Source organism: Paraburkholderia acidiphila, from assembly GCF_009789655.1.
Lineage (GTDB): Bacteria > Pseudomonadota > Gammaproteobacteria > Burkholderiales > Burkholderiaceae > Paraburkholderia > Paraburkholderia acidiphila.
On the sequence record NZ_CP046910.1, the window covers coordinates 2,059,916 to 2,085,216 of the forward strand.

The window sequence follows — 25,301 nt, forward strand, 5'->3', positions numbered from 1 at the left end:
AAAAAAGCCGTCGGTTCCGACGGCTTTTTCGTTTTGACGGTGCCCACCCGCGCGTTAGCGCTGCGTGAGCATCATGTACATCTGCACGGCAATGTCGGGCGAGAACGTGAACGGCACCCAGCCGTGGCCCGTGTGGCGCAACACCAGCAGGCGGTCGCCGTTGGATTGTTTCTGCACGGCCATCATCGGATTCTTCGTCGATGCGAAACGCCAGCCTTGCGGAATGCCCGGCGGCGGTTCGGGCTGCATCGAGGCGCGCGCATTCGACAGCTCCTCGATCATCTGGCCGACTTGCAGCGCGTTGAGCGTCACCGTCTGCCCACCGATCGTCAGCGTGATCTCGTTCTGCGACGGGCGCGCAACGTGCAGCTCGGGCTGCGCGGGCGCTTCGTTGGCCGCTTCGACAGCGGGTTCGGTGGCTTCGGCAGTTTCGGTCACGGTTGCGCTTGCGGCAGTTTCAACGGCTTCAACGGCTTCTGCGGCCGTGGCGGCATCGGCAGCCTCCGCGGCCGTATCGACGGCAACGGTTTGCGGTTGCTCAGCGACGGCTTGCTCCGCTTCGCTGCTTGCAACGGGAGATTCCTGCTGGGGAACTGCTGCGGCGCGTTCATCGGCGCGCGGTGCGTGCGCGGCGGCGGCGGCCTGAAGGAGCTGATCGACGCCCGCTTCGAGCACGCCAATCTGGTCTTGAAGATTCATGCGAGCTTCTCAGGTAAGACCCGCGATTCTACCCGTAGCTCGCGCGCATTGCCCTTTAGGCGTTGTACGCATGTCGCAAGAAAAGTTGTAACAGTTTCCTCAGCCTGGCTCATTTCGTCCTTGTTTTGCAGCCGCTTCGCGCTCATTTCGCGTTCAGATATCCCGCTTCGCGGAACCATGCGAGCGCATCCTTCAAGCCCTCGCGATACGGCCGCGCGCGATAACCCAGCTCGCGCTCCGCCTTCGCCGACGTGAAATACATCTTGTTTTTCGACATCTTGAGCGCGTCGACGGTCACGAACGGCTCGCGCTTCGTGAAGCGCGCCACGGCTTCCGCGCCCATCGCAAGCGGATAGAGCGGCCAGCGCGGCAGCGCGATCGTCGGCGCTTTGCGGCCCACCATGCCGGCGATGTCGGCGAGCATCTGCTGCAGCGGCAAATTCTCCCCGCCGAGGATATAGCGCTCGCCAATGCGCCCGCGCTCCAGTGCGAGGAAATGGCCGTTCGCCACGTCGTCCACGTGCGCGAGGTTCAGGCCGGTGTCGACGAACGCGGGAATCTTGCCCGTCGCCGCTTCGACGATGATGCGGCCGGTGGGCGTGGGCTTCACGTCGCGCGGACCGATCGGCGTGGACGGATTGACGATCACGGCGGGCAAGCCGTCGCGCTCGATCATGCGCTCCACGGCGCGCTCGGAAAGCACCTTGCTGCGCTTGTACACGCCAATGGCCTGCTCGGGGGTGAGCGGCGAAGTTTCGTCGGCGGAGTGGCCCGAGCTCGTGACCTTGAGCGTGGCCACGCTGCTCGTATAGACGATGCGCTCCACGCCCGCGTCGAGCGCTGCGCGCATGGTGGCTTCGGCGCCTTCGAGGTTGGCGCGCTCGATTTCGTGCGGATCGGGTGCCCACAGGCGATAGTCGGCGGCGACGTGAAAGAGGTAGCGCACGCCTTCGAGCGCTTTACGCATGGAGACGGCGTCGCGCATGTCGCCGGTGACGATCTCGGCGTCGAGCGCTTCGAGGTTCTTGCGCGGGCTCGTCGCGCGCACGAGCAGGCGCACGGCAAAGCCCTTTTCCTGCGCGATGCGGGCGACGGCCGAGCCGACGAAGCCGGACGCGCCGGTGATCAGGACGAGATCGCGGTTGGCTCGGGAGGTGTCGGTCATTGCGGGGTCGTTTCCATGTTCGGTGATGGCGCTGCGGCGTGGCACGGATTGTACGTGGCGCGGGCCCGGCGCGTGTGCGCGTTGGCGTCTACAATGCCGACCGTAACGGATGCATGGAGAAAGGAACAATGAGCGAACCGGATCTGGATACGCGCCTCGAAACGTACTACGTGCGCGTGCGCGGGACGGTGCAGGGAGTGGGCTTTCGTCACGCGACGGTGCGCCAGGCGCACGCGCTGCGCATTCGCGGCTACGTCGCGAACATGGAGGACGGCTCGGTCGAAGCCGTGATCCAGGGCACGGCGAACCAGGTGGACCGCATGCTTTCGTGGCTGCGCCACGGGCCGCCGGCCGCACGCGTCAGCTCGGTGGAAAGCGAGGAGCGCGTGACCGAAAAACGTTACGAACGCTTCGAGCAGCACTGAACATCGCCCGATAAAAAAGCGGTGCGCCAGGCGAAGGGCGCACCGCTTTTTCGTTTCACAGCCGCCGCTTACTTTACGGCGAGCAGACTCTCCGCAAATCCCCATTCCTTTTCGACCCACTGGCGGGCGCATTCGAAGCCCGCGTCGGCGGCGATTGCCGGAATTTCGTCGGCGTGGTACTTGTGGCTGCTCTCGGTCCAGATCGTCTCGCCTGCACCGATCTCAACGGCGAGATTCGCCGCGTGCACCCCGGCGTGCACGTCGCGCTTCGCGCGCAGATGCATCTCGATGCTGCGCACATCCGGATTGAAGCGCGCGACGTGCTCGAAGTCGTTCAGGTCGAAGTCGCCGTCCAGCTCGCGGTTGATGCGCGCAAGCAGGTTCAGGTTGAACGCGGCCGTGGCGCCGATGGCGTCGTCGTAGGCGGCGATCAGCGTATCGACGGGCTTCACGAGGTCGGTGCCTAGCAGGAGCGTGTCGCCGGGGCGCAGCATCGTGCGGACGTCGCGCAGGAAGCGTGTGGCCGCGAGGCGCGCGAAGTTGCCGATCGTGCTGCCGAGAAAGAGCACGAGCAGCTGCTCGCCTTCTTTGCGCTGGCGGCTCACCTCCGATAGACCGGCAAGATAGTCGCGCTCGTAACCCACGATCGAAATGCGCTCGATATCGGCCAGCTCACGCCGGCACAGCTGCAGGGCGGTGCGCGAAATCTCGATCGGGCAGTAGGAGGTAGGGCGCTTGCGGCACAGCGCTTCGAGAATACGGCGCGTTTTGCGGCCGCTGCCGCTGCCGAGTTCGGCGACTTTCACGTCGGAGGGGAGTGCCTCGACGATCTCGGCCGCGAAGCGCGTGAGCAGGCGCTCCTCGCTGCGCGTGACGCCGTACTCGGGCAGCACGGTGATGACCTCGAAGAGGGCCGAGCCGACTTCGTCGTACAAATACTTCGATGGCAATTCCTTTTGCGGCGAGCGCGTCAAACCCGCGCGCACTTCGGCGGCGAATGCGCTGGCGGCAGGGGAAAGGGCGAATGCGCGGGCGGGGTCGGCAACGGCGGGGCGGGGCGCAGAACGTGGCATGCGGGCTCCAGGGGGCGTTGGACGTTGGGGACGGCGTCGTGAATCGCGGCGACCGGCGAAGGCGTGGCGCTCCAGGACGGGCGAGGCGCGGCTCCAGCGGCACCGGTGAAAATTCGCTCGTCGAAGCGTATTCCAGCCGCGAATTCCAACCAGTCAAGGCGGCGGCGGGCTGGCATGGCGAGACTTACGTTCTAGTCCATCGCTGCGCGATCTGCCGGACTAAATTCCGCGGCCAGCATCCGGCCCGCAAGCCCGCACGGCGTGTACCCGCCTTGTCTGGCATGGGTTTGCGCCGCCTGCCGCTGCCAAAACACGACTAGAATGCGGTCTCGCCGACGGCAACGCCGGCCCGCGCCTTATTCAATAGCCAATTCAAATGACAATGTTTTTACCCGCGCGCGCGAAATCTACGCGCTGCGCCGCACGCGATCTTTCCGCTTTCGCTTTCCTTACCCGCGCGTCCCGATGAGCCAGTACGAACCCGGGCGCGGTATTGCGCTTTCCGTGGGCGCTTCGGCGCTGTTCGCGCTGATGTCGGCCTACACGCTCCTGCTGGCGCCGCTCGGCGGCCTCGACATCTTCGCGTGGCGCGTGATCTGGACCGCGCCTGGCGCGCTGGCCCTGCTGGTGGTGCGCAAGCGCGCGCCGCAATTGCGTGCGCTCGTCGCGCGTATGGTGCGTGAGCCGCGCACCGCGCTCGCGCTGGTGGCGAGCGCCGCGCTGCTGGGCTCGCAGCTGTGGGTGTTTCTGTGGGCGCCGCTGCACGGGCGCATGCTGGAGGTGTCGCTCGGCTACTTCCTGCTGCCGCTCATCATGGTGCTGGTGGGGCGCTTCTACTATCACGAGCGCCTCGAACCGCTGCAATGGCTCGCCGTGGCGTGCGCTGCCATGGGCGTGGCGCACGAGTTGTGGGCCACGCATGCGTTCTCCTGGCCCACGCTGCTCGTCGCGTTCGGCTATCCGCCGTATTTCGTGCTGCGCCGCAAGATTCACGCGGATTCGCTCGTCACCTTTGCCGTGGAGATGCTGCTGCTCGTGCCGGTGGCGGTGCTCGAAGTGCGCGCTGGCGGCTCGCTCGCGCTGCTCGACGCGCACAAGTTTCTCGCCTTCGTGCTGCTGCCCGGACTCGGCGTGCTCAGCACCGTCGCGCTCGCGTCGTATCTGAAAGCGAGCCGGCTGTTGCCGATGGCGCTCTTCGGCATCCTCGGCTATGTCGAGCCGGTGCTGCTCGTGATCGTTTCGGTCACGCTGCTGGGCGAGCATCTCGGCATGCGCCAGCTCGGGACTTATGTGCCGATCTGGCTCGCCGTCGCGCTCACGGCGGTGCACGCGGCGCGGCTCATACGGTTCGAACGCTGAGGGTGGTCCAGCGGCCGCCTATTGCCGCGCCTCCCTGGTGCGCGGCGGATTGATGCGCGTAGGTCCCACCTTCGCCTCGATAGCCGCCCGCAGCTGCGGGCGCCAGCCGAAGCTGAACAGCGCTTCGGCGAGCACGAAGAGCGGGCCGATCATGAGGCCTATGAGATCGTCGACGAAGGCCGGCTTGCGGTGCTCCCACGCAATGTGCCCGACGAACTGGAAGATCCAGCCGACCACGAACAGCCCCACGCCGCCGGCGAGCCACGTGGCGGTGCCTTGCTGCGCGAGCCATGCGCCGAACGCCACGCACGCGGCGGAGACGACCGCCATCATGAGGCCGAGCGGCACGTCCAGCACGAGGTAATAGATCGTTGCGGCGCCGAAAAGGAGCCAGGCAAGCGACACCGGAACCGGGAGGCCAAACGCCGCGAGCGCGATCGCCGGGCGCGAGAGCAGCACCGCAAGCGCGAGCACGATGAGCGGAATGCCGACGAAATGCGTGCCGATGTTGCGCGCGTCGCGGTGATAAGCCGCGTACTGGGTGAGTTGCTCGGTCAGGTTACTCATGGGTGTCTCTCTGTCTCCAAAATCATTATGATCGTCGGGCTCACGAGCGCAAACCTTCGGCTAACCGACAATTGCGCCGATTTGCGCCAATTGCGCCGCCTTGTGCGGGCCGCCTGGCCCGCTTGCCCAGCCCCGATGACTTCTCGTTCCACCCCGACAATCAGCGCCAGTTCAACGTCCGCCGCCGCGCTCGAACGCAGCGCGTGGTTTCGCGGCGCGCCCGAATCGTTGCGCGACGCGCTGCGCGCGGCGGGGCGCGTGCGCACGCTGCAGGCGGGCGAGCGCCTGTTCATGCGCGGCGACCCCGACGACGGCCTTTACTGCGTGCTGGAAGGCGCGGTGCGCGTGGGGGCGGCGAGCGTAGCGGGCCGCGAGGCGCTGCTCGCCGTAGTCGGGCCCGCGCACTGGTTCGGCGAGATCACGCTCTTCGACGGCGGCGCGCGTACGCACGACGCTTACGCGGAGCGCGACGCCACGCTCTTTCACGTGCCGCGCGCGGCGCTCGTGGCGCTGCTCGACGCAACGCCTGCGTACTGGCATGCGTTTGGCTTGCTGCTCGCGCAAAAGCTGCGGCTGGCGTTCGACGCCATCGAGGAAAGCGCGTTGCTGGGCGCTTCCGCGCGCGTGGCGCGCCGCTTACTGCTGCTCTCGAACGAGTACGGGGAGTCAGCCGCCGCGCACGGGGCGTCGCGCTCGCGCCTCGTGATTAACGTGCCGCAGGAGGATCTCGCGCTGATGCTGGCGCTCTCGCGGCAAACGGTGAACCAGATCCTGCGCCAGTTCGAGCGCGAGGGGTGGCTCGCGTTGCGCTACGGCGAAATCGAGATCGTCGATGCCGCGGGCCTCGCAGCGCAAGCGCAGTGACGCTAACGTTTCAGCATCAATGCACGTCCATATCGATACACATTGACCAACTAAGTCAATATCGTGTTGGATGCCGGTGCCGCGTTTGCAGCCGCAGCGCGTTTGCGCCGACAATGACGCCCGTTCGGCGCGCCGAGCCGCGTCGCCTTTCTCTTTCACGCATGGCTTCTATCGCTTCATGAACGACCGCGTCATCGCCGCATTCGACTTTGATGGCACCATCACCACGTCCGACAGCTTTCGCGCCTTCATGCTCGACGCCGCCGGCTCTGCCCGCATCGCCGCCGCCGTGCTGCGCTGCCTGCCTTCGCTCATCGGCGTCCCGCTCGGCTGGTCGCCGCGCGGGCCCACCAAGGCGCGCTTCCTGTACGCCGCCATGGGGCCCGTGCAGCGCGAGGCGCTCGAAGCCGCTGCGCAGCGCTTCGTCGAGCGGAGTCTGCCCGCGCTGCTGCGCCCCGACATGCTCGCCCGCGTGGCCGAACACCAGGCGCTCGGGCACGAGGTCGTGCTCGTGAGCGCGTCGCCGTCGATCTATCTGCGCATGTGGGCGAAGACCGTGGGCATCGGCACCGTGCTTTCGAGCGAACTCGAGTGGCGCGATGGCGTGTACACGGGCCATCTGGCGGGCAACAACTGCTGGGGTCCGGAGAAGGTCGCGCGGCTGCGCGCATGGTGGGGCGAGCATGCGCCGGCCACGCTCTACGCTTATGGCGACAGCCGCGGCGACAAGGAAATGGCCGAGCTTGCGCAGTACGCGTGGATACGCGGCGAGTCGGCCTTGCCGCCGCTTGCGGCGGCGGGCGGCTTCGGTGCGGCGTGAAATGTTGCGCGCGCTGCGCTGGCGCGAGATCGACGCTAACCTACCGCAACTAACCAGGACGAAGGGAGGAGACACACCGATGAACGGACAATGGACCCAGGTGAAGTCGCATGACGGCGGCGAATTTCGTGCCTACACGGCACTGCCGCCCGAGGGCAGCGGCCCCGGCCTCGTGCTGCTGCAGGAGATCTTCGGCGTAAACGGCTACATGCGCGCGCTCGCCGACCGCTACGCCGAGGAAGGCTACGTGGTGATGGTGCCGGACCTGTTCTGGCGTCTGGAGCCGAACGTCGATCTAGGCTACGAAGGCGCCGACGCGCAAAAGGCGTTCTCGCTCTACGAGCGTTTCGACGTCGACCTCGCGATGCAGGACGTGGCGCAAACACTCGCCGCGCTGCGCGCGCATCCGCAGCATCGCGGCAAGGTCGGCGCGGTGGGTTTCTGCCTGGGCGGCAAGCTCGCGTATCTGAGCGCGACGCGCACCGATGTCGATTGCGCGATCGGCTATTACGCCGTTGGCCTCGAAAACAATCTGGACGAAGCCGCACGCATCACGTGCCCGCTCATGCTGCACTTCGGCGCCGACGACGCCTATTGCGACGCTGCCACGCGCGAACGTATTGCCGCGGCGCTGGCGGACAAGCCGGGCGTCGAGCTGTATACCTACCCGGGCTGCGACCACGCGTTCGCGTCGTCTTCGCGCCCACAGTACGACAAGCCGGCCACGATGATGGCGTACTCGCGCACGCTCGCCATGCTGCGCCGCGTGCTCGGCCCGATCTACGACTTCAACGCGCTGTGGGAAGAGCACTGCTATCACGAGTTCGTCGCGCGCAACCCGAGCGACGTGATGCCGACGATGGTCGCGCAACCCTACGTCAACCACATTCCCACGATGACGGGCGGCGTGGGCCACGACGAACTCAAGCGCTTCTACACGCACCACTTCGTGCATTCGAACCCGGAGGACACGCGCCTGATCCCGATCTCGCGCACGATCGGCTCGGACCGCGTGGTGGACGAGTTCATCTTCTGCTGCACGCACGACCGCGAGATCGACTGGCTGCTGCCGGGCCTCGCGCCCACGGGCAAGTACTTCGAAGTGCCGATGCTTGCCGTGATCTGCTTTCGCGGCAACAAGCTCTATAACGAGCACATCTACTGGGACCAGGCGTCGGTGCTCGCGCAGATCGGCGCGATCGATCCCACCGGCCTGCCGATCGCGGGTGCGCAAAGCGCGAAGAAGCTGCTCGACGAAACGCTGCCCTCGAACACGCTCATGGCGCGCGCCTGGCGCGAGAGCGAAGGCAAGCCGTTCTAACTCGCGCTTCGCTTAAGCGCTATCAGTTGAACGGATTGTCGACGACGCCGGGCTTCTCGTCCGGCTCGTCGGCGACCTTCGCGGGCAGGTGTGCATCGGCCTGCAGTTTCTTCACGACGTCGTCGAGCGCCGCCTTCAGCGCCAGCGCGGCCGCGAGCCCGCGTTTGTCGCGCGTGAACGCCAGCGTGCCGGCGAGCGTCACGCGCGTCGTGCCGTTCGTGAGCGTGAGCGCGTCGCCTTGCACGTTGAGCACGTCGCTGTCGTTTGCGTATGGGTCGAACACCGTTTGATCCTCCTTCTGCGTGACGGGGGCGCGCCCCGGGTAGTGGCGCGATCTGGGGCCCGCATTATAGGAAGCCAGGCGCGCCGCCTTCAATTCTCTTTGTGGTTTCTGCCTAAATTAGTGGCGGACTTGTCACGTCAATGTCAAAGCCACACGCAGACACACCGCACGCGCTGATGCAGGTCAATTCGCTCGCGCTAAACCGCGGCATCCACAGGCAAACCAACGATGATGACGCACCCGCGCCCCCAGGCGCGGACGATCTGCCTCAGTGCGAGCAAGGAGTCATCGATGGGAATTCTGGATAAGGTATCTGAAAACGCGGGAGCGGGCACGGCGGACAACGCCGATCCGCGGGCCTGACGATGCGCGGCCAGCATCAAGGGGCAACACGACGCGCCACGGCCTCGCGCATCGCACTCGGCGCGACGCTCGCGTTAGCCATCACGCTTGAATTCACATTGAGCGGCTGCACGATCACGCCGTGGCGTACACCGGAAGGCGAAGAGGCCGGGCCGGCCGCCGACACCGGCGTCACGACGACCGCGGTGCCGCCGCCGGCTGTGGCCGCTTCGGCGTTGCCTGCGAAACCCGCCGCCGAGTCGAGTCCATCCGGCTTGTATCGCGTGAAGCCGGGCGACACGCTCTATCGAATTGCGAAAGCCTCTGGCCAGCGCCCTGCCGACCTCGTGAGCTGGAACAAGCTGCCCGCCGACGGGAAGGTCCAGGTGGGCCAGCTATTGCGCGTCGCACCGCCCGCGGCCGCCGCAGCAGCCACCGCCGCGCCCGCGACTGCGCCCGCGAAGCCCATAGCCGCTCAAGCGGCCAATTCGGCAAGCAAGCCCGCAACCGCAACGGCCGCCGCGGCGAACGCGTCACCCGCCGCGCGCAGCAACGCCCGCTTCATCTGGCCGATCGAGGGCAGCGTTGCTCAGCCCTTCAAGGGGAAATCGAAGGGTGTGGTGATCGCCGGACCGCCGGGCCAACAGGTGAAAGCGGCGGCATCGGGTCGCGTGGTCTATGCCGGGAGTGGCATGCAGGCGTACGGCAAGCTCGTCATCGTGAAGCACGACGCGCGTCTCGTCACGGCCTACGGCCGCAACGCACGATTGCTCGTGAAGGAGGGCGACACGGTGAAGCAGGGCCAGGCGATTGCCGTGAGCGGCACGGATGGCGCCGGCATCTCCGCCCTCATGTTCGAGGTGCGCGAGAACGGCAAGCCCGTCGATCCGCTCGCGCAGCTGCCAAAGGCGCCTCAATAATTACGCAGGATATCGAATCAAAATGAAAAGAAGGGAATTCCTCGCCAGCTCGCTGGCCATTGCCGCCTGGCTCGCGGCGAGCGCGGGCTGCACGACAACTTCGGGTTCCGCCGATGCCGATCCCGCCACGGAGAACGCCGTCGCGCGCCGCGAGATCGACACGGGTGTTGACGAAACACTCGCACGCCTTTATCGCACCGTGCAGGGCGCTCGCGAACTCATTGCCAAGGCGCGTGGCGTGCTCGTATTTCCGGAGGTCGTGGGTGCGGGTTTCGTGATCGGGGCCGAATATGGGCGCGGCGCACTGCGCGTGGAAGGCCGCACGCTCGGCTACTTCACGACGATGGGCGGCTCGTTCGGCGCCCAGATCGGCGCGCAATCGCGCGCCATCGTTTATGCGTTCATGACGCGCTCCTCGCTCGACCGCTTCAAGCGCAGCAGCGGCTGGAGCGCGGGCGCGGACGCCACCGTCGCGCTCGTGAAAATGGGTGCCAACGGCAAGATCGATACTTCGACGGCGGTGAACCCCATCGAAGCGTTCGTGCTGACGAATGGCGGCCTGATGGCGGGTGTTTCGCTAGAGGGCTCTAAAGTCTCGCGGCTCGACATCTAGCGCTCCCGTCGCGCCACCACCGACTTACCCGCTTACCAGCCCCATTTGCTCACGGCAAAGCCGCGGCCGTTGAACGAGACCTTTTCCTTCGCCGCGACATCCGCCGGAATGCCCGGGAACGCAATGCCGCTCTGCGCTTCGAGATCGCGCACCGAGCGCACGTCATAGCGGTCGACAGCCGTATTGTCGGCGACGATGGCAAACGCGAGCTGCTGCGAAGGCACGTACACGACTTTGAAGATCTGCGTCGGGACGAGCACGCGGGTCGCGCCAATGGTCTGCAACTGCGCGCCCGTGAAGAGCGGGCCAGTCACGACGTAGGCTTCGCCATACTTCGACGCGAGCTTGCGCACGGCGGTTTCGATATGCGCCCAAAGGCGCTGGTTGTTGTCGCGATTCTGCGGAACGATGTTGGCGAGTGAAAACGATTCCGCCATCGCCTGCGCATTCCAGCGGTTGCCTGCCGGGCTCATGTGGCCGCGATCGAAACCGCTGCGCTTGTAGTCGGCGAGCGTCGCGCCTTCACCTTCCGGCAGGCGGTCGTCTTCGAAAAAGCGGTTCGTGCGCGTCATGTCCTTCGCGGCTTCGAGGTGATCGCGCGTGAGATGCTCGGCGGACCACAGCGGACCGTGCGTGACACCGGAATGCAGCACGACGAAATCCGAGTAGCAAAGCATGCGCGTCCTGGGCGCCATGCGCTGATTCGTGAGTGTCGGGAACTGGCCGTTGGGCACGAATTGCGAACAGGCAGGCGCGGCGTAAGCGTGGCTGGCGGCGGCGAGCAGCAGGGAGGAAATCAGTGAGGCGAACAGCTTCTTCATCTAGGGGAGTGGCTGGAACGGGGTGGGATGGAGCGTGCTTTAAAGTGGACTATCAAGCGGGCTGAAAGTATAGCGGGCGCATGACAGCGCGTGGAGGCGGGAAGAAAGCGCGGCGCAAAAAACGCGCGCCCGCCGGGTGGGCGGGCGCAAGCGAGAGGTGATTCAGAATCAGATGCAATGAGCGCGGCAGCGTTGCGTTGCTGCGCGAGGAGCGAGGCGGCAAACGATGCCGCCTGCATTCAATCGATTACGTCATCAACAAAACGATTCAGCCTGCAAACAGCGAATGCTCGGCGTGGACCATCTGGCGATCCACGGCCTGGAGGCGCCATTGGCCTTCCATCGGCGAGTGCGAGGCTTCGCATGACCAGGTTGCGTCGCCGTGTGCGGAACTGATTTCCTGACGGCGATTCACATGCAGACCGCGTAGCGTGCACAGCGGCTCGTTTTCGAGCGGCGCGCACAGCGACGTGACACCATTCACGTCGCGCAATTCACCCCATTCTGGCAGGTCGATCCCATCGTGAGACTCGCGGGACCAGCGTTGCTGGTCGGTATCGAGCCAGAGCACAGCATAGTCATGATTGACGGTCGGATCGGAACCGTTGATCAGGATCGTAAGTCGCATGGCATCTCCGCAAAGTGGATCGGGCGCGTCGGCAATACCAAAGTCTAGGACGACTCCGAGCGCGCGCAAAGTGAAGAGTGCAGGACAGATCGCCGCGCGCACGGCGCGTGCCTGGACTGGCCCCGTTTATGCCAGTCTGGGCCCGCGTAAACCCGGCTACGCTATCGCCGGGATTGAAAATCACAATTGGGATAGCAAACGCCACAACCTAGATTGATAGTGCGGCGAAGTCGCCTGCACGAAGGCGAATTGCGTCGCGTCCCCACCTATCAGGTCGAACCATGGAGGCACAGATGTCACAGCTAAAGGGCTCGAAGACGGAACAGAACCTCAAGGATGCATTCGCCGGTGAATCACAGGCCAACCGCCGTTATCTGTATTTCGCAGCCAAGGCCGACGTAGAAGGACAAAACGATGTCGCGGCGCTGTTTCGCTCGACCGCCGAAGGCGAAACCGGCCACGCGCACGGTCACCTCGAATATCTGGAAGCGGTAGGCGACCCGGCAACCGGGCTGCCGTTCGGCAGCTCGCGTTTGAATCTGCAAGCGGCGATTGCAGGCGAAACGCATGAATACACCGACATGTACCCCGGCATGGCCAAGGTCGCGCGCGACGAAGGCTTCGACGAAATCGCGAACTGGTTCGAGACACTAGCCAAGGCGGAGCGCAGCCACGCCAACCGCTATACGAAGGCGCTGGAAGTGCTGGCGGATTGAGCATCGACGCGTGCTTCCCGGCACGCATTCATGACGCGCGCTTGTTGTTTCGCGTGCCGGGCGAGTACCGGCGCGCGTATGCGCGCGCTCGCCCTGCCGCGTATTTCGCTGATAAATAAAAGAAGGAGACGTCATGCCCCACAAGGAAGGCAGTCTCGAAGCGCCCACGCGCCATCCGCTCGACTGGCGCTCCGACGCTTTTTACGACCAGGCCCAGCTCGATACGGAACTCGCGCGCGTGTTCGATATCTGTGCGGGCTGCCGGCGCTGCGTGTCGTTATGCGGCGCGTTTCCCGCGCTGTTCGATCTCGTCGATGAAACCGATAGCGGCGAAGCGCACGACGTCGACAAGGCGTCTTTCGACAAGGTCGTCGACCAGTGCTATCTGTGCGATCTCTGCTACATGACGAAGTGCCCCTATGTGCCGCCGCATCCGTGGAATGTGGACTTTCCCCATCTCATGCTGCGGGCCAAGGCGGTTCACTATCGCAAGGGCGAAGTGAAGCTGCGCGACCGCGTGCTCTCGAACACCGACGCGCTAGGCCAGATCGCCGGCATTCCCATCGTCACGCAGACGGTCAACGCGATCAACCACACGAAGGCGATGCGCGGCGCGATGGAAGACATGCTGGGCGTCGATCGCAAGGCGTGGCTGCCCGACTTCGCCACGCACAAGTTTCGTAACGTTGCAAAACGCGCGGCATCGACCGAGGTGCGCGACGGCGAGCGCACGCCGGGCAAGGTCGCGATTTACGCGACCTGTTACGTGAATTTCAACGAGCCCGGCATTGGTCACGACCTGCTCGCGGTGCTCGACCACAACGAGATTCCCTACGAGTTGGTGAAAAGCGAATGGTGCTGCGGCATGCCGCTGCTGGAGCAAGGCAATCTGGAAGGCGTGGCGCACAAGCAGTCTCAGAACATGCCGCTGCTCGCGCGTTACGCGCGCGAGGGGTACGCGCTGATTGGCGCGGTACCGAGCTGCGTACTCATGTACAAGCACGAACTGCCGCTGATGTTCCCCGACGACGCCAATACGAAAGCCGTGAGCGACGCGTTCTGGGACCCGTTCGAATATCTTGTGGCGCGTCATCGCGACGGCCTGCTCAAGACCGATTTTCGCGCGCCGCTTGGCAACGTGTCGTATCACGTGCCGTGTCATGCGCGCGTGCAGAACATTGGCCGCAAGACTTTCGACCTGCTTTCGCTCGTGCCCGAAACGAAGGTGACCGTGGTCGAGCGCTGTTCGGGGCACGCGGGCACGTTTGGCGTGAAGAAGGAATTCCACGCCATGTCGATGAAGATCGGCACGCCCGTGTTCAAGCAGATGGGTCAGGCAGAGCCGAATTTCATCTCGTCCGATTGCCAGCTTGCGGGGCATCACATTGCGCAGGGCATCGAAGAAAACCAGCTAGGCGAGCCGCCGCTCGCTCACCCCATCACTCTGCTGCGCCGCGCCTATGGCATTTAGGTCCCGACGGCAACACGCAACCAACACGAGGCACGACTCATGACGATCGCGAGAAATTCGCTGTTGACGCTGGAAGCCTACGCCAGGGTGCGGGGCGATATGCGCAAGCGCATCATCGAGCACAAGAAGCAGCGCGCGGTGGCGCTCGGCAATCACCTCACGTTCCTGTTCGAGGACGAAACCACGATCCGCTATCAGATTCAGGAGATGCTGCACATCGAAAAGATCTTCGATGAAGATGGCATTCAGGGCGAACTCGCGGCCTATCTGCCGCTCGTGCCCGACGGCGGCAACCTGAAGGCGACCATGCAGCTCGAATACGAAAGCGAAGTCGAGCGGCGCGCGGCGCTCGCGCGGCTCATCGGCATCGAGGACAAGGTGTTCGTGCAGGTGGAAGGCGAGCCGCCCGTCTACGCGATCGCCGACGAAGACCTCGAGCGCGAGAACGCCGAAAAGACCTCTGCGGTGCACTTCGTGCGTTTCGAGCTCACGCCGCAGATGAAAACGCGGCTAGGAGAGGGCGCCACGCTCACGATAGGCTGCGATCATCCGAATTACCGCGTGCCGACGCAGACCATCGACGGCGAAGTGCGCGCCTCGTTGCTCAAGGACCTTGCCTGAGGGGCTTCAAACGTCCTTGCGGTACATGACGAAGCCGGGCTTCACGGCCACGTCGTTGTAAAGCCGCATTGCCGTGTGATTCGTCTCGTGCGTGTGCCAGTACACGCGCGACGAATTCGACGCCTTCGCGTGCGCATACACGGCTTCGATCAGCGCGCGGCCCACGCCCTGGCCGCGCGCGTCCTCCACAGTGAACAGGTCCTGCAAATAGCAGATCGGCCCTTCCATAATCGTGTTGCGGTGATAGATGAAATGCACGAGGCCGAGCACGCGGTCGCCGCGCACGGCGATGAACGCGTGCATGGGCTCGTAGCCGTCGAAGAAGCGCGACCATGTCGTGCGCGTGATGTGTTCCGGCAGCGCGGTGGCATCGAAGCGGCCGTAAAAGCGGTTATAGCCGTCCCATAGCGGCAGCCATGCATCGAAATCGTCGGGTGCGACGGCGCGGACTTGAAGCGTCGTGTCGGTCATAGGTTGTCTCCTTGCTTGCGGACTTACTCAAACCCCCAAGCGTAGGCGACTTGTGGCACCATTGTTAGTCCCACCGAAATCGAAAACCATGGAGCCACGGAATTGGACTACGCGTTGATGATGGCGGCCTATGCGAAGCGCGCCGTGCGCAAGCTCACGCAGCAGGACCTGCTTTACGAGAGCCTGCGCCGCGCGATTCTCGACGGCGACATTGGCCAAGGCACGCGCCTCGCGTCGAGCCGTGCGCTCGCCGAGCAACTCGGCATTGCGCGCAATTCGGTGCTCTATGCGTACGAGCGGCTCGTGGAAGAGGGCTTTGTCAGCGCTACGCGCCACGGTTCGGTCGTCAACGCGGTCAATGCGACTGCCGCGGCAACGCCTGCACAATCGGCGCTGCGCGAAGACCCCGCGCCTGCGCTCGCGCGCCGCGTGCGCGACCTGCCGCCGCGCCGCATGGGCCGCGACGGTCCCAAGGCGCTGCGCCCAGGCGTGCCCGCGCTCGACGCGTTTCCCTACGCGCAATGGCGCACCGCCGTCGAGCGCGCGTTGCGCGAGTTGCGCGCACACGATCTCGGCTATGGCGATAGCGCGGGCATGCCGGCGCTGCGCCAGGCCATTGCGCAATACGTGCGGGTTTCGCGCGGCGTGCGCTGCCAGCCCGGCCAGGTGTTCGTCACGGACGGCACGCAGTCGAGCCTCGACTTGTGCGCGCGTCTGTTCGCGGACGAGGGCGAACGCGCGTGGATCGAAAATCCGGGCTATCTCGGCGCACGCGTGGCCTTTACGGCCGCAGGGCTGCAACTCGTGCCGATGAGCGTCGATGCGGCGGGCATGGCGGCGCGCCCCGAGGACTGGCGCGAGCGGCCGCCGCGACTCGTCTACCTCACGCCGTCGCACCAGTATCCGCTTGGCTGCGTGCTGAGCCTCGAGCGGCGGCTCGCGCTGATCGAGCAGGCGCGTGCGTGCGGCGCGTGGATCGTCGAGGACGACTACGACAGCGAACTGCGCCACGATGGACCGCCGCTGCCGTCGATCCAGGGCCTGGCCGACGACGCACCCGTGATCTATCTCGGCACCTTTAGCAAAACGCTCTTTCCGGCCCTGCGCATCGGTTTCATGATCGTGCCGCAGCGTGTGGCGGCGCAGTTCGCGCAGGCGCATCACACGCTCATGCGCCAGGGGCGCGTGGCGGAACAGCTGGCGCTGGCGGAATTCATCGAAAGCGGACGTTACGCGCGCCATTTGCGGCGCATGCGCAAGCTCTATGAAGAACGCCGCGACGGCCTCGTCGCGGCAATCGACAAACATCTGGCCGGCATCATGACGGTCTCGGCGGACGCGGGCGGCATGCATTTGAGCGTGCGCCTCGATGCACCGCTCAGCGATGCCGAGGTGAGCGAAGCCGCGCGCGCACATGGCCTGCATCTCTCGCCATTGAGCGCGTATTGCTTCGATGGCGTCGATGCCCCGGACGCCACGCGCTACAACGGCTTCCTGCTCGGCTATGCGGAAACGCCGCCGCGCGTTGCCGACACGCTCATGCAAACACTCGCGCGCATCGTGCGCGAACGTCTGGCAGCGGCCTCGCCGCTTACTGATGACCCGCGATCACATGCGGCAGATATGGTGCTTCAAGCGTCTTGATCTCCTCGCTGGAGAGCTTGAGCGAGAGCGCCGCGACGGCGTCTTCGAGATGCTGTGGCTTCGAGGCGCCGATGATCGGGGAAGTGATGCCGGGCTTGTGCAGCAGCCACGCGAGCGCGACCTGCGCGCGCGAGACGTTGTGCGTACGCGCAATGGTTGCGACCGCATCGATAATGGCTTTGTCCGCGTCGGCGCCGTAAAGCGTCTTGCCGAACTTGTCGGTTGCCTCGCGCTCGCTCGTTTCGTTCCAGTCGCGCGTGAGGCGGCCGCGCGCGAGCGGGCTCCATGGCATCACGGCAATGCCTTGATCGGCGCACAGCGGCAGCATTTCGCGCTCTTCCTCGCGATAGAGCAGGTTCACGTGGTCCTGCATGCTCACGAACTCGGTCCAGCCGTGCAGACGCGACGTGTAGAGCGCCTTGCTGAACTGCCACGCATGCATGGACGAAGCGCCGATGTAACGCGCCTTGCCCGCTTTCACCACATCGTGCAGCGCTTCGAGCGTTTCTTCGATCGGCGTGTTGTAGTCCCAGCGATGGATCTGATAGAGATCGACGTAATCGGTGCCGAGGCGCTTGAGGCTATGATCGATTTCCGTGAGGATGGCTTTGCGCGAAAGGCCCTGGCCGTTCGGACCGGGCCGCATGCGGTTGTACACCTTCGTCGCGAGCACGATGTCGTCGCGCTTCACGAATTCGAGCAGCGCGCGCCCGACGATCTCTTCCGAGGTGCCGTCCGAGTACGTGTTCGCAGTGTCGAAAAAGTTGATGCCGGCGTCGAGCGCCTGGCGAATGAGCGGACGGCTGGCGTCCTCGCCCAGCGTCCACGGGTGCGTGCCGCGCTCGGGCACGCCGTAAGTCATGCAACCGAGGCAAAGACGCGAAACCTGCAGCCCTGTCGAGCCGAACCTGACGTAATCCATTGCTGTTGCTCCTGGCGAAAAGGCGATTCAAGCAGAAGGAGTGCGTGCGCCGCGCGAGCGCGGCGGACTTTCGCAAGGGTATAACAGTGCGGGAGAACGTGCAGGGCGTGCCGCTTCAGAACATTTCCATGACACGGTGATACAGCATGCCGACTTCGAGCGCGGGCCGCCGCCACGCGGGGCCGCCGGGGAAGCGCGCGTGCCGCAGTTGCGCGAACAGATCGAACGAGGCGCGCTCGCCGACGATGGCCTGCGCAACGAGACGCCCCGCAATGCCCGTGAGCGCGACGCCGTGCCCCGAAAAACCTTGCACATAGTAATAATTCGGGTCGATCGCGCCGAAGTCGGGTGCGCGGTTACGCGTGACATCGACGAAGCCGCCCCACGCGTATTCCACGCGCGCCCCAGCGAGTTGCGGGAACGTATCGCTCATGCGCGTTTGCATGGCCGCCGTCAGGCGTTCGGGCGCAGCGCCGGTCGAATCGGCGCGGCCTCCGAACAGCATGCGATCGTCCGCCGAGACGCGGAAATAGTCGAGAAAGAAGTTGTTGTCGCACACCGCCAAACGTTGCGCGATCAACGAGTCTGCCAGTTCACGACCCAGCGGCTCGGTCGCGATGATGTAAGAGGCGATCGGCGCGATACGTGCAGCCACGGCGCCTGGCAAGACGCCGCCCGGCGCGGCGTTGCAGCACGACACCACGAAGCGGCAGCGCACTTCCCCCCGTGCGGTTTTCACCACGGGCCGCTCGCCGCGCACGACTTCGAGCGCGCGCGTATGCGCGAAGAGTTGCGCGCCTTCGCGACGCGCGGCGGCAGCAAGGCCAAGACAGTACTTGAGCGGATGAAGATGCCCCGAGACCGGATCGTAGACACCCGCGATATAACGCTGCGACGCCACACGGGCGCGCGTGGCGTCGGTATCGAGCCATTCGAGGCGGTCGTAGCCCCAGCGTGTGCGCGCCGCGTCCATCCACGCGCGCAGATCGGGCACGCGCTTTGCCTTCGTCGCAACGGTCAGATAGCCCGGCGTGAAGTCACAATCGATGCCGTAGCGCGCAATGCGCTCGCGCACGAGGTTCACGCCTTCGATGGAAAGCGCCCACGCGGCGCGTATGCCCTGCGCGCCGAGTTGCTTTTCGAGCACCTCGTCCTTCGCGAAACCCACGAGCGTTTGCCCGCCGTTGCGGCCCGATGCACCCCAGCCGGGACGATGCGCGTCGAGTACCGCGACCGAAAGGCCGCGCGCGCGGCACTCGAGCGCGACCGAGAGCCCGGCGAAACCCGCGCCGATCACGCAGACGTCGGCGTCGAGCGTGCCTTCCAGCACGGGGTCGTCGTCGGCGGGGCGCGTGGCGGTGGCTTCGTAGTACGAGTGGCGGGCGAGAGCGTCCGCCTGGGCGTCGAGGTCGAGTGTCATCAAAGCAGGTCCTTCATTCGATACCACGCCATCGCGAGCACGAGGGCAGGGGTTCGCAGTGTAGCGCCGCCGGGGAAATCGCGGTGACGGATCTTGCCGAACAGGTCGAAGCGCGCGGCCTGGCCGTGAATGGCCTCGGCGATCAGCGTGCCCGCGAGTCCCGTGGTGTTCACGCCGTGCCCCGAGAAGCCCTGCGCGAAATACACCGTGGGCGAGAGGCGGCCGAAGTGCGGCGCGCGGTTCATCGTGATGTCCACGTAGCCGCCCCACGCGTAGTCCACCTTCACATCGGCGAGTTGCGGAAACGTTTTCAGCATGTCGCGGCGCATGGCTTCGCCGAGATTAGGCGGGGCGAAGGTCGAATAGCTCACCTTGCCGCCCCAAAGCAGGCGCGTGTCCGGCGCGGGACGGAAGTAATCGAGCACGAAGCGGCTGTCGCATACGGCAGCCTGAGCGGGCATCAGTGAATTCATGCGTTCGGCGCCGAGCTTTTCGGTGGCGATCACATAGGTGCCGACGGGCATGATCTTGCGCGAGAGCGCCGGCGCGAGATCGCCCAGATACGTATTGCATGCGAGCACAACGAATTTCGCGCGCACGTTGCCGCGCGCGGTTTCGATCACTTGACCGCCATTCTCTTCGCGCAGGCGCGTGACGGGGCTGTTCTCGTACACTTGCACGCCGGCTTCGACCGCCGCGCGCGCCAGTCCGAGCGTGTAGTTGAGCGGATGCAGATGGCCGCTATCGGGATCGTAGAGGCCGCCCGCGTAGCGCGACGACTGCACGTAATTCCCGACGCCGTCGCCATCGACGTACTGGAAGCGGTCGTAGCCGAAGCGGCTTGCCGCTTCGTCGCGCCAGCGCTTGAGCGCATCGACGTCGCGCGCCTTGTTCGCCGCGGTGAAATAGCCTTGCGTGAGCGCGCAGTCGATGTTGTGCTGCTTGACGCGCCGCTTCACGATGTCGAGTGTTTCCAGTCCCATGTCCCAGACCTGACGGACCTCGGCTTCGGGCATGAACTGAGCGAACGTGTCGATATCGCAGGCAAAGCCGCCAATCAGCTGCCCGCCGTTGCGCCCGCTTGCGGCCCACCCCACTCGCGAGGCTTCCACGAGCGCGACGCGGTGACCGCGTTCTGCGAGGTTGAGCGCGGCGGAAACACCCGTGAGGCCCGCGCCGACCACGCAAACATCGGCTTCGATCGCGCCTTCCAGTGCAGGATGCGCGGTGGTGTCGTTGGCGGTGGCCGCGTACCAGGACGGGGCATGTGGCTGATTGGCGAATTTGAGCATAAAGAGAGCGTAGAAACAAAAAGCGGGCGACGCTCAGGAACCCTGAAAGCCGCCGCCCGCCCCAACTTCATCAGAACGAGTAGATGAACTGCGCGCCCAGCAAGTCGTTGCTCTTGCCGTACGAACCGTCGTCGTGGAGGAACACGCGCTGCGTGGCCCAGTCGTGGCGGTATTCCACCTTCACCGTGATCTGCTGCGTCGGGAAGAACAGCAGGTCGAGCGCCACGTCCTGGCGCGTCGCGCCCTTGCACTCGAAGCCGAAGCCGCCGCCTGCCTGCGAATTCGCCAGGCAGTCCGCACCAATGCCGAAGCCGTTGGCCGTGTCCATGCCATTCGAATTCAGCACGATGCCGCCGCCACCGCCGCCGTTCTTGCTGTTGGCGAGCAGGTCGTAGCGTGCGGTCACGCCCATGCGGCCCACCACCGGTGCGTTGAACTTGCGGTGCGCGAGCAGCGAGAAGCCGTACCACTGCGCGTTGCCGCCGTTGAATGCCGCGCGCTGCTGCTGGCCGTAATCGACTTCGGCGTTGTACTGGATGTCCGCCTGGGTGTAGGTCGCATCCACTTCGCCGAAGAAGAAGTAGCCGCCCGAGCTCGATGCCTGGCCACCCACGCCGTACACGGCCTGGCCCGTCGTCGAATCGAATGCGCTCGGCAGCGTCTGGCGGCCGATATTGAACGAGCCGCCCACGTCGAGCGCGCTCGACCACGTGTAGTCGGCACGCGCCGTGAACGTCGGGATCTTGTTGCTCGTGGTGATCGGGTCGCCCAGCGCGTTCTGGCCCGTCTGCACGACCGCGCCATTGGTGCGGTACTGCTCGTTGCCGACCATGAACTTGAACGCCCACTGGCTGCCGTCCGGCGTGTAGTTCCAGCCAATACCCACGTAGCTGCCCGGATCCGAGAAGTCGTAGAGCAGGTTGTGCGTGAGGGTGAGCATCTGGTTGGACTGCTGCACCTCGTAGCCGCCGAAGCTCGGCATGAGACCGGCGACGAACGTGCCCGTGGCGGTCACCGGCACCGTGACGACCGCCGTATTCAGGATGTTGTTGCCGATTTCGCCATGCTCGTTCTGCAGCAGCGTGATGCCGTTGCCGCGGTTGGGCATGAGCGTGATTTCGGCCGAAGGCGCCATCGGGCCTACGCCGAAGGTCTTCTTGATGTCGAGGTAGACATCGCCGAACGTGCTGTTGAAGTAGTTATACGCGCCCGTATGGTTCGCGAACAGGAACGACGAAGTGCCGGGTGCGCGGTTGTAGATATACGTCGGGTCGATGTAGCCGGTGATCGAAAGGCCCGCGAGCGGACCGGTATTGGCGGCGTCGGTGAGCGAATCGACCTTGAGTTGCTGGCTCGCGATCTGCTGCTTCATCGCATCGACCTGGTCGTTGGTCAGGTTCGCTTGCGCCTTGCCGTAGTCGGGCGAGCTGATGTCCACGACCGGAGCGGCGGCGGTAGCCGGGACGACCGGCCCTGTGGCTGCGGCCTTCGTCGTCGTTTTCGATTGCGCCAGTTCGGTCTTGAGCGATTTCACCTCTTTTTGCAGGGCGTTCAACTGCGCCTGCAGGGCCTTGATCTGATCGCTGGTCGAGTCCGCTAGCGCGAGCCCTGGCAGCGCCCCGGCCACCAGCAGACAGATTAACTTCTTCTTCATCGAGATTCTCCTTGTTGGTCGTTATTGCAGCTACTTCAACGTGCGGGTACGGGACGGCGGGCGGCGTACACCGTCCCGCTAAATGTGTTCGTTATTCGACAGGCGTCATCACGCCGCGCGCCGGCCAATCGGCGCGCCCACCGCGCCGGCAGGGGCGGCCGGCGTCAGGGCTTCGGCGGGATCGGGCTGGACGAAAGCGAGTTGCATGTCGCGCAGGCGCTTCCTCTCGCGGGCCGCCATGATCTGGTTGGCCGCGATCACGCCGATCGTTACCGCGCTGATAAAGAGCGTGGCGAGTGCATTCATCTCCGGATTCAGACCCAGACGCACCCGCGAGAACACCACGAGCGGCAGCGTGGTCGAGCCCGGGCCCGAGAGGAACGCGGAGAGCACGAGGTCGTCGATCGAGAGCGTGAACGAGAGCAGCCAGCCCGAAATGAGCGCTTGCGAGATCAGCGGCAGCGTGATCACGAAGAACACCTTGAACGGCGTCGCGCCCAGATCGAGCGCGGCCTCCTCGAGCGACTGGTTCATCTCCTTCACGCGCGACTGCACGATGATCGCCACGTACGACACGCACAGCATCACGTGACCGATCCACATGGTCAGCACGCCGCGGCCCTTCGGCCAGCCGAGGAACTGCTCCATCGCGACGAACAGCAGCAGCAGCGAAATGCCCTGGATGACTTCGGGAATCACGAGCGGCGCGTTGATCATGCCGGCGAAGAGCGCAAAGCCCCGGAAGCGGCCCATGCGCGCGAGCACGTAGCCGGCCCACGTGCCGATCACGACGGAGGCGAAGGCCGTCATCAGGCCGATCTTCAGCGACAGCCACGCCGCGCTCAGCAGCTCGTCGTCCTGCAGCAGCGCCGCGTACCACTTCAGCGAGAAGCCGGACCACACCGTGACGAGCTTGGACTCGTTGAACGAGTACACGATGAGGCTGATGATCGGGATATAGAGGAACAGGAACCCGAGGGTGAGAACGCCCGTGGAGAGCGTACGGTTGGGCTTGATCATTTGCCTTCCTCCAGTTGCTTGACCTGGTTGTGCTGGAAGAGCGCCATCGGCACGAGCAGCAGCAGCACCATCGCGACCGTCACGGCGGAGGCCATCGGCCAGTCCATGTTGTTGAAGAACTCGTCCCACATCACGCGGCCGATCATCAGCGTGTCGGCGCCGCCGAGCAGTTCGGGGATCACGTACTCGCCCACGGCCGGAATGAACACGAGCAGGCTGCCCGCGATGATCCCGTTCTTAGAGAGCGGCAGCGTGATTCGCGTGAACGCGACCCAGGGCTTCGCGCCGAGGTCATACGCGGCTTCGAGCAGCGTGAGGTCCATCTTCACGAGGTGCGCGTAGAGCGGCATCACCATGAACGGCAGGTACGAATAGACCATGCCGATATAGACGCCCGCGTCGCTGTGATAGAGGCGCAGCGGCGAATGGATGAGGCCGATGGCCATGAGCGTGTGATTGAGCAGGCCGTCGTCCTTGAGGATGCCGATCCACGCGTACACGCGGATCAGGAACGAGGTCCAGAACGGCAGCATCACGCCCATCATGAGCAGGTTGCGCGTGGCGGGATTCGAGCGCGCGATGTAGTAGGCGATCGGATAGCCGATCAGGAGGCAGAAGATGGTGGAGACGGCCGCCATCTTCAGCGAGCTGATGTAGGTGGCGATGTAGAGGTCGTCCTGCAGCAGGAAGGCGTAGTGGCCGAGCTGCAGGGCGAAGTGCACGACGCCGTCCTTCATCTGGACGAGGTTCGTATAGGGCGGCACCGCCATCATCTGGTCGGCGAAGCTGATCTTGAACACGAGCACGAACGGCACGGCGAAGAACAGCGTGAGCCAAATGAACGGCACGCCGATAACGGTCGTGCGGCCCGAGGGCACGAAGCGCGAGAAGAAGCGCGCGAGCGTGCCGCGGCGCGCGTCTGCGGCCGCGCGGCCTGAGCCGGGCGTGGTGGGAATAGTGGTACTCATGATTCAGGCCTCCTTATTGCGTGAGCACGACGCCGCTGGCCGGCGACCAGGACACGTAGACGTCGTCGTTCCAGGCGGGCGCGCCGTCGTTCATGAGGTGCGAGCTGGAGAGGTTCGAGACGACCACCTTGCCGCCCGGCAGACGCACGTGATAGAGCGAGTAGGCACCCATGTAGGCGACGTCCGAGACCACGCCGCGCGCCCAGTTGTGCGGCGTGCCAGGTTTCTCGCGCGTCACGCGAACGCGCTCGGGGCGCACCGAGATACCCACGGGCATGCCGAGCGGCCCGGTCACGCCGTGGCTCACGTACATACGCGTTTCGAGGTCGTCGCTTTCCACGAAGATGTGATCGGGTTCGTCCTCGACGACCTTGCCTTCGAACAGGTTGGTCGAGCCGATGAACTCGGCCGAGAAGCGGCTGTTGGGGAATTCGTAGACTTCGCCCGGCGAGCCGATCTGCACGATGCGGCCTTCGCTCATCACGGCGAGGCGATTGGCCATGGTCATCGCTTCTTCCTGATCGTGCGTGACCATCACACAGGTGACATCGACTTTCTCGATGATGTTCACGAGTTCGAGCTGGGTCTTCTGGCGGATCTTTTTGTCGAGCGCCGACATCGGTTCGTCGAGCAGCAGGAGCTTGGGGCGCTTCACGAGCGAGCGCGCGAGCGCCACGCGCTGCTGCTGGCCGCCCGAGAGCTGGTGCGGTTTGCGCTTCGCGTAGCGGCCCATCTGCACGAGGTTGAGGGCATCGGCCACGCGCTCGCGAATCTCGTTCTTCGGCACGCCTTCCTGCTTGAGGCCGAACGCGACGTTCGACTCCACGCTCATGTGCGGGAAGAGGGCATACGACTGGAACATCATGTTGACGGGGCGGCGATACGGAGGCAGCGACGCGAGGTCTTCGCCGTCGACGTAGATGCGGCCCGACGTGGCCGTTTCGAGGCCCGCGAGCATGCGCAGCAGGGTGGACTTACCGCAGCCCGAACTGCCGAGCAGCGCGAAAAGCTCGTTCTTGGCGATGTTCAGGCTCACATTGTCCACGGCGGTGCTATCGCCGAACTTCTTGACGACGTTCTCGATACGCACGAACGCGTCGTTCTTTGCCGGGTTCGCGTTGGCGCGCAGAGCTTCTGGGGCGTTGACTTTAGACGTCGAATTCATGATCTGATGGTTCCTTTCTGATCGCAGTACGCGTTTT

26 protein-coding genes are annotated in these 25,301 nt (G+C 65.0%); 11 read left to right on the forward strand and 15 right to left on the reverse strand.

The window, feature by feature from the left end; all coding sequences use genetic code 11:
* Positions 1-54: 54 nt before the first annotated feature.
* Positions 55-699 carry a hypothetical protein gene (locus FAZ97_RS23660; RefSeq protein ID WP_158760809.1) on the reverse strand — a complete coding sequence of 215 codons (645 nt, stop codon included), beginning with the start codon at positions 697-699 and terminating at the stop codon, positions 55-57.
* A 142-nt stretch (positions 700-841) separates the two neighbouring features.
* The gene (gene hpnA / locus FAZ97_RS23665; protein ID WP_158760810.1) at positions 842-1,864 is read right to left on the reverse strand and encodes a hopanoid-associated sugar epimerase; all 1,023 of its coding nucleotides are present in this window, start codon (positions 1,862-1,864) and stop codon (positions 842-844) included.
* Positions 1,865-1,992: 128 nt separating this feature from the next.
* On the opposite strand from hpnA, the gene FAZ97_RS23670 reads away from it, so the two are divergent.
* Positions 1,993-2,289, forward strand: coding sequence for an acylphosphatase (locus FAZ97_RS23670; protein WP_158760811.1), 297 nt, complete (start codon positions 1,993-1,995; stop codon positions 2,287-2,289).
* Positions 2,290-2,357: 68 nt separating this feature from the next.
* Here the strand turns inward: FAZ97_RS23670 and egtD are convergent, their stop codons facing one another.
* Complete coding sequence (gene egtD, locus FAZ97_RS23675) at positions 2,358-3,362, reverse strand: L-histidine N(alpha)-methyltransferase (protein WP_158760812.1); 1,005 nt, start codon at positions 3,360-3,362, stop codon at positions 2,358-2,360.
* Between the two features lie 465 nt (positions 3,363-3,827).
* Here egtD and rarD point away from each other — a divergent pair, with 465 nt between their 5' ends.
* The gene (rarD, locus tag FAZ97_RS23680) at positions 3,828-4,721 is read left to right on the forward strand and encodes an EamA family transporter RarD (protein WP_158760813.1); all 894 of its coding nucleotides are present in this window, start codon (positions 3,828-3,830) and stop codon (positions 4,719-4,721) included.
* 18 nt (positions 4,722-4,739) lie between these two features.
* Here the strand turns inward: rarD and FAZ97_RS23685 are convergent, their stop codons facing one another.
* Positions 4,740-5,288 (reverse strand): Mpo1 family 2-hydroxy fatty acid dioxygenase, encoded by a 549-nt coding sequence (locus tag FAZ97_RS23685; RefSeq protein WP_158760814.1) that lies wholly within the window; start codon positions 5,286-5,288, stop codon positions 4,740-4,742.
* Positions 5,289-5,423: 135 nt separating this feature from the next.
* Between FAZ97_RS23685 and FAZ97_RS23690 the strand changes: the two genes are divergently transcribed.
* The 3 genes from FAZ97_RS23690 (at position 5,424) to FAZ97_RS23700 (ending at position 8,293) form a co-directional block, all read left to right on the forward strand.
* The gene (locus FAZ97_RS23690; protein WP_158760815.1) at positions 5,424-6,152 is read left to right on the forward strand and encodes a Crp/Fnr family transcriptional regulator; all 729 of its coding nucleotides are present in this window, start codon (positions 5,424-5,426) and stop codon (positions 6,150-6,152) included.
* A gap of 178 nt (positions 6,153-6,330) precedes the next feature.
* On the forward strand, positions 6,331-6,972 hold the full coding sequence (locus FAZ97_RS23695; protein WP_158760816.1) for an HAD family hydrolase: 642 nt from the start codon (positions 6,331-6,333) through the stop codon (positions 6,970-6,972).
* 79 nt (positions 6,973-7,051) lie between these two features.
* Positions 7,052-8,293: a dienelactone hydrolase family protein gene (locus FAZ97_RS23700; protein WP_158760817.1), complete on the forward strand. Its 1,242-nt coding sequence runs from the start codon at positions 7,052-7,054 to the stop codon at positions 8,291-8,293.
* 22 nt (positions 8,294-8,315) lie between these two features.
* Here FAZ97_RS23700 and FAZ97_RS23705 read toward each other — a convergent pair whose 3' ends face one another.
* Positions 8,316-8,576, reverse strand: coding sequence for a hypothetical protein (locus FAZ97_RS23705; protein WP_158760818.1), 261 nt, complete (start codon positions 8,574-8,576; stop codon positions 8,316-8,318).
* A gap of 365 nt (positions 8,577-8,941) precedes the next feature.
* On the opposite strand from FAZ97_RS23705, the gene FAZ97_RS23710 reads away from it, so the two are divergent.
* Together FAZ97_RS23710 and FAZ97_RS23715 are read left to right on the forward strand one after the other, a co-directional pair.
* Positions 8,942-9,838 (forward strand): M23 family metallopeptidase, encoded by an 897-nt coding sequence (locus FAZ97_RS23710; RefSeq protein ID WP_158760819.1) that lies wholly within the window; start codon positions 8,942-8,944, stop codon positions 9,836-9,838.
* 22 nt (positions 9,839-9,860) lie between these two features.
* Positions 9,861-10,451 carry a BPSL1445 family SYLF domain-containing lipoprotein gene (locus FAZ97_RS23715; protein WP_158760820.1) on the forward strand — a complete coding sequence of 197 codons (591 nt, stop codon included), beginning with the start codon at positions 9,861-9,863 and terminating at the stop codon, positions 10,449-10,451.
* A 32-nt stretch (positions 10,452-10,483) separates the two neighbouring features.
* Here the strand turns inward: FAZ97_RS23715 and FAZ97_RS23720 are convergent, their stop codons facing one another.
* Together FAZ97_RS23720 and FAZ97_RS23725 are read right to left on the reverse strand one after the other, a co-directional pair.
* Positions 10,484-11,272 (reverse strand): DNA/RNA non-specific endonuclease, encoded by a 789-nt coding sequence (locus FAZ97_RS23720; RefSeq protein WP_158760821.1) that lies wholly within the window; start codon positions 11,270-11,272, stop codon positions 10,484-10,486.
* A 268-nt stretch (positions 11,273-11,540) separates the two neighbouring features.
* Complete coding sequence (locus FAZ97_RS23725) at positions 11,541-11,900, reverse strand: DUF3564 domain-containing protein (RefSeq protein ID WP_158760822.1); 360 nt, start codon at positions 11,898-11,900, stop codon at positions 11,541-11,543.
* A gap of 293 nt (positions 11,901-12,193) precedes the next feature.
* Between FAZ97_RS23725 and FAZ97_RS23730 the strand changes: the two genes are divergently transcribed.
* The 3 genes from FAZ97_RS23730 to FAZ97_RS23740 all read left to right on the forward strand — a co-directional run bounded on the left by FAZ97_RS23730 (position 12,194) and on the right by FAZ97_RS23740 (position 14,708).
* A complete protein-coding gene (locus FAZ97_RS23730; protein ID WP_158760823.1) occupies positions 12,194-12,616 on the forward strand; it encodes a rubrerythrin family protein in 423 nt (140 codons plus the stop codon).
* A gap of 133 nt (positions 12,617-12,749) precedes the next feature.
* Positions 12,750-14,087: a heterodisulfide reductase-related iron-sulfur binding cluster gene (locus FAZ97_RS23735; RefSeq protein WP_158760824.1), complete on the forward strand. Its 1,338-nt coding sequence runs from the start codon at positions 12,750-12,752 to the stop codon at positions 14,085-14,087.
* 39 nt (positions 14,088-14,126) lie between these two features.
* Positions 14,127-14,708, forward strand: a complete 582-nt coding sequence (locus tag FAZ97_RS23740; RefSeq protein ID WP_158760825.1) for a DUF3501 family protein — start codon at positions 14,127-14,129, stop codon at positions 14,706-14,708.
* 6 nt (positions 14,709-14,714) lie between these two features.
* Here the strand turns inward: FAZ97_RS23740 and FAZ97_RS23745 are convergent, their stop codons facing one another.
* Positions 14,715-15,179 (reverse strand): GNAT family N-acetyltransferase, encoded by a 465-nt coding sequence (locus tag FAZ97_RS23745; protein ID WP_158760826.1) that lies wholly within the window; start codon positions 15,177-15,179, stop codon positions 14,715-14,717.
* Between the two features lie 102 nt (positions 15,180-15,281).
* Between FAZ97_RS23745 and pdxR the strand changes: the two genes are divergently transcribed.
* Positions 15,282-16,823, forward strand: coding sequence for a MocR-like pyridoxine biosynthesis transcription factor PdxR (pdxR, locus tag FAZ97_RS23750; RefSeq protein ID WP_158760827.1), 1,542 nt, complete (start codon positions 15,282-15,284; stop codon positions 16,821-16,823).
* Here pdxR and FAZ97_RS23755 read toward each other — a convergent pair.
* The 7 genes from FAZ97_RS23755 to FAZ97_RS23785 all read right to left on the reverse strand — a co-directional run bounded on the left by FAZ97_RS23755 (position 16,771) and on the right by FAZ97_RS23785 (position 25,264).
* On the reverse strand, positions 16,771-17,745 hold the full coding sequence (locus tag FAZ97_RS23755) for an aldo/keto reductase (RefSeq protein ID WP_158760828.1): 975 nt from the start codon (positions 17,743-17,745) through the stop codon (positions 16,771-16,773). The genes pdxR and FAZ97_RS23755 overlap by 53 nt on opposite strands.
* 115 nt (positions 17,746-17,860) lie before the next feature.
* Positions 17,861-19,165 (reverse strand): NAD(P)/FAD-dependent oxidoreductase, encoded by a 1,305-nt coding sequence (locus FAZ97_RS23760; protein ID WP_158760829.1) that lies wholly within the window; start codon positions 19,163-19,165, stop codon positions 17,861-17,863.
* Positions 19,165-20,457 (reverse strand): NAD(P)/FAD-dependent oxidoreductase, encoded by a 1,293-nt coding sequence (locus tag FAZ97_RS23765; RefSeq protein ID WP_158760830.1) that lies wholly within the window; start codon positions 20,455-20,457, stop codon positions 19,165-19,167. Before FAZ97_RS23765 ends, FAZ97_RS23760 begins: the two co-directional genes overlap by 1 nt.
* Positions 20,458-20,527: 70 nt before the next feature.
* The gene (locus FAZ97_RS23770) at positions 20,528-22,111 is read right to left on the reverse strand and encodes a DUF3138 family protein (protein WP_158760831.1); all 1,584 of its coding nucleotides are present in this window, start codon (positions 22,109-22,111) and stop codon (positions 20,528-20,530) included.
* A gap of 108 nt (positions 22,112-22,219) precedes the next feature.
* Complete coding sequence (locus tag FAZ97_RS23775) at positions 22,220-23,131, reverse strand: ABC transporter permease subunit (RefSeq protein WP_158760832.1); 912 nt, start codon at positions 23,129-23,131, stop codon at positions 22,220-22,222.
* Entirely contained in the window at positions 23,128-24,099 is a 972-nt protein-coding gene (locus FAZ97_RS23780) for an ABC transporter permease subunit (RefSeq protein WP_158760833.1), read from the reverse strand. Before FAZ97_RS23780 ends, FAZ97_RS23775 begins: the two co-directional genes overlap by 4 nt.
* 13 nt (positions 24,100-24,112) lie before the next feature.
* On the reverse strand, positions 24,113-25,264 hold the full coding sequence (locus tag FAZ97_RS23785; RefSeq protein WP_158760834.1) for an ABC transporter ATP-binding protein: 1,152 nt from the start codon (positions 25,262-25,264) through the stop codon (positions 24,113-24,115).
* Between the last annotated feature and the right edge of the window lie 37 nt (positions 25,265-25,301).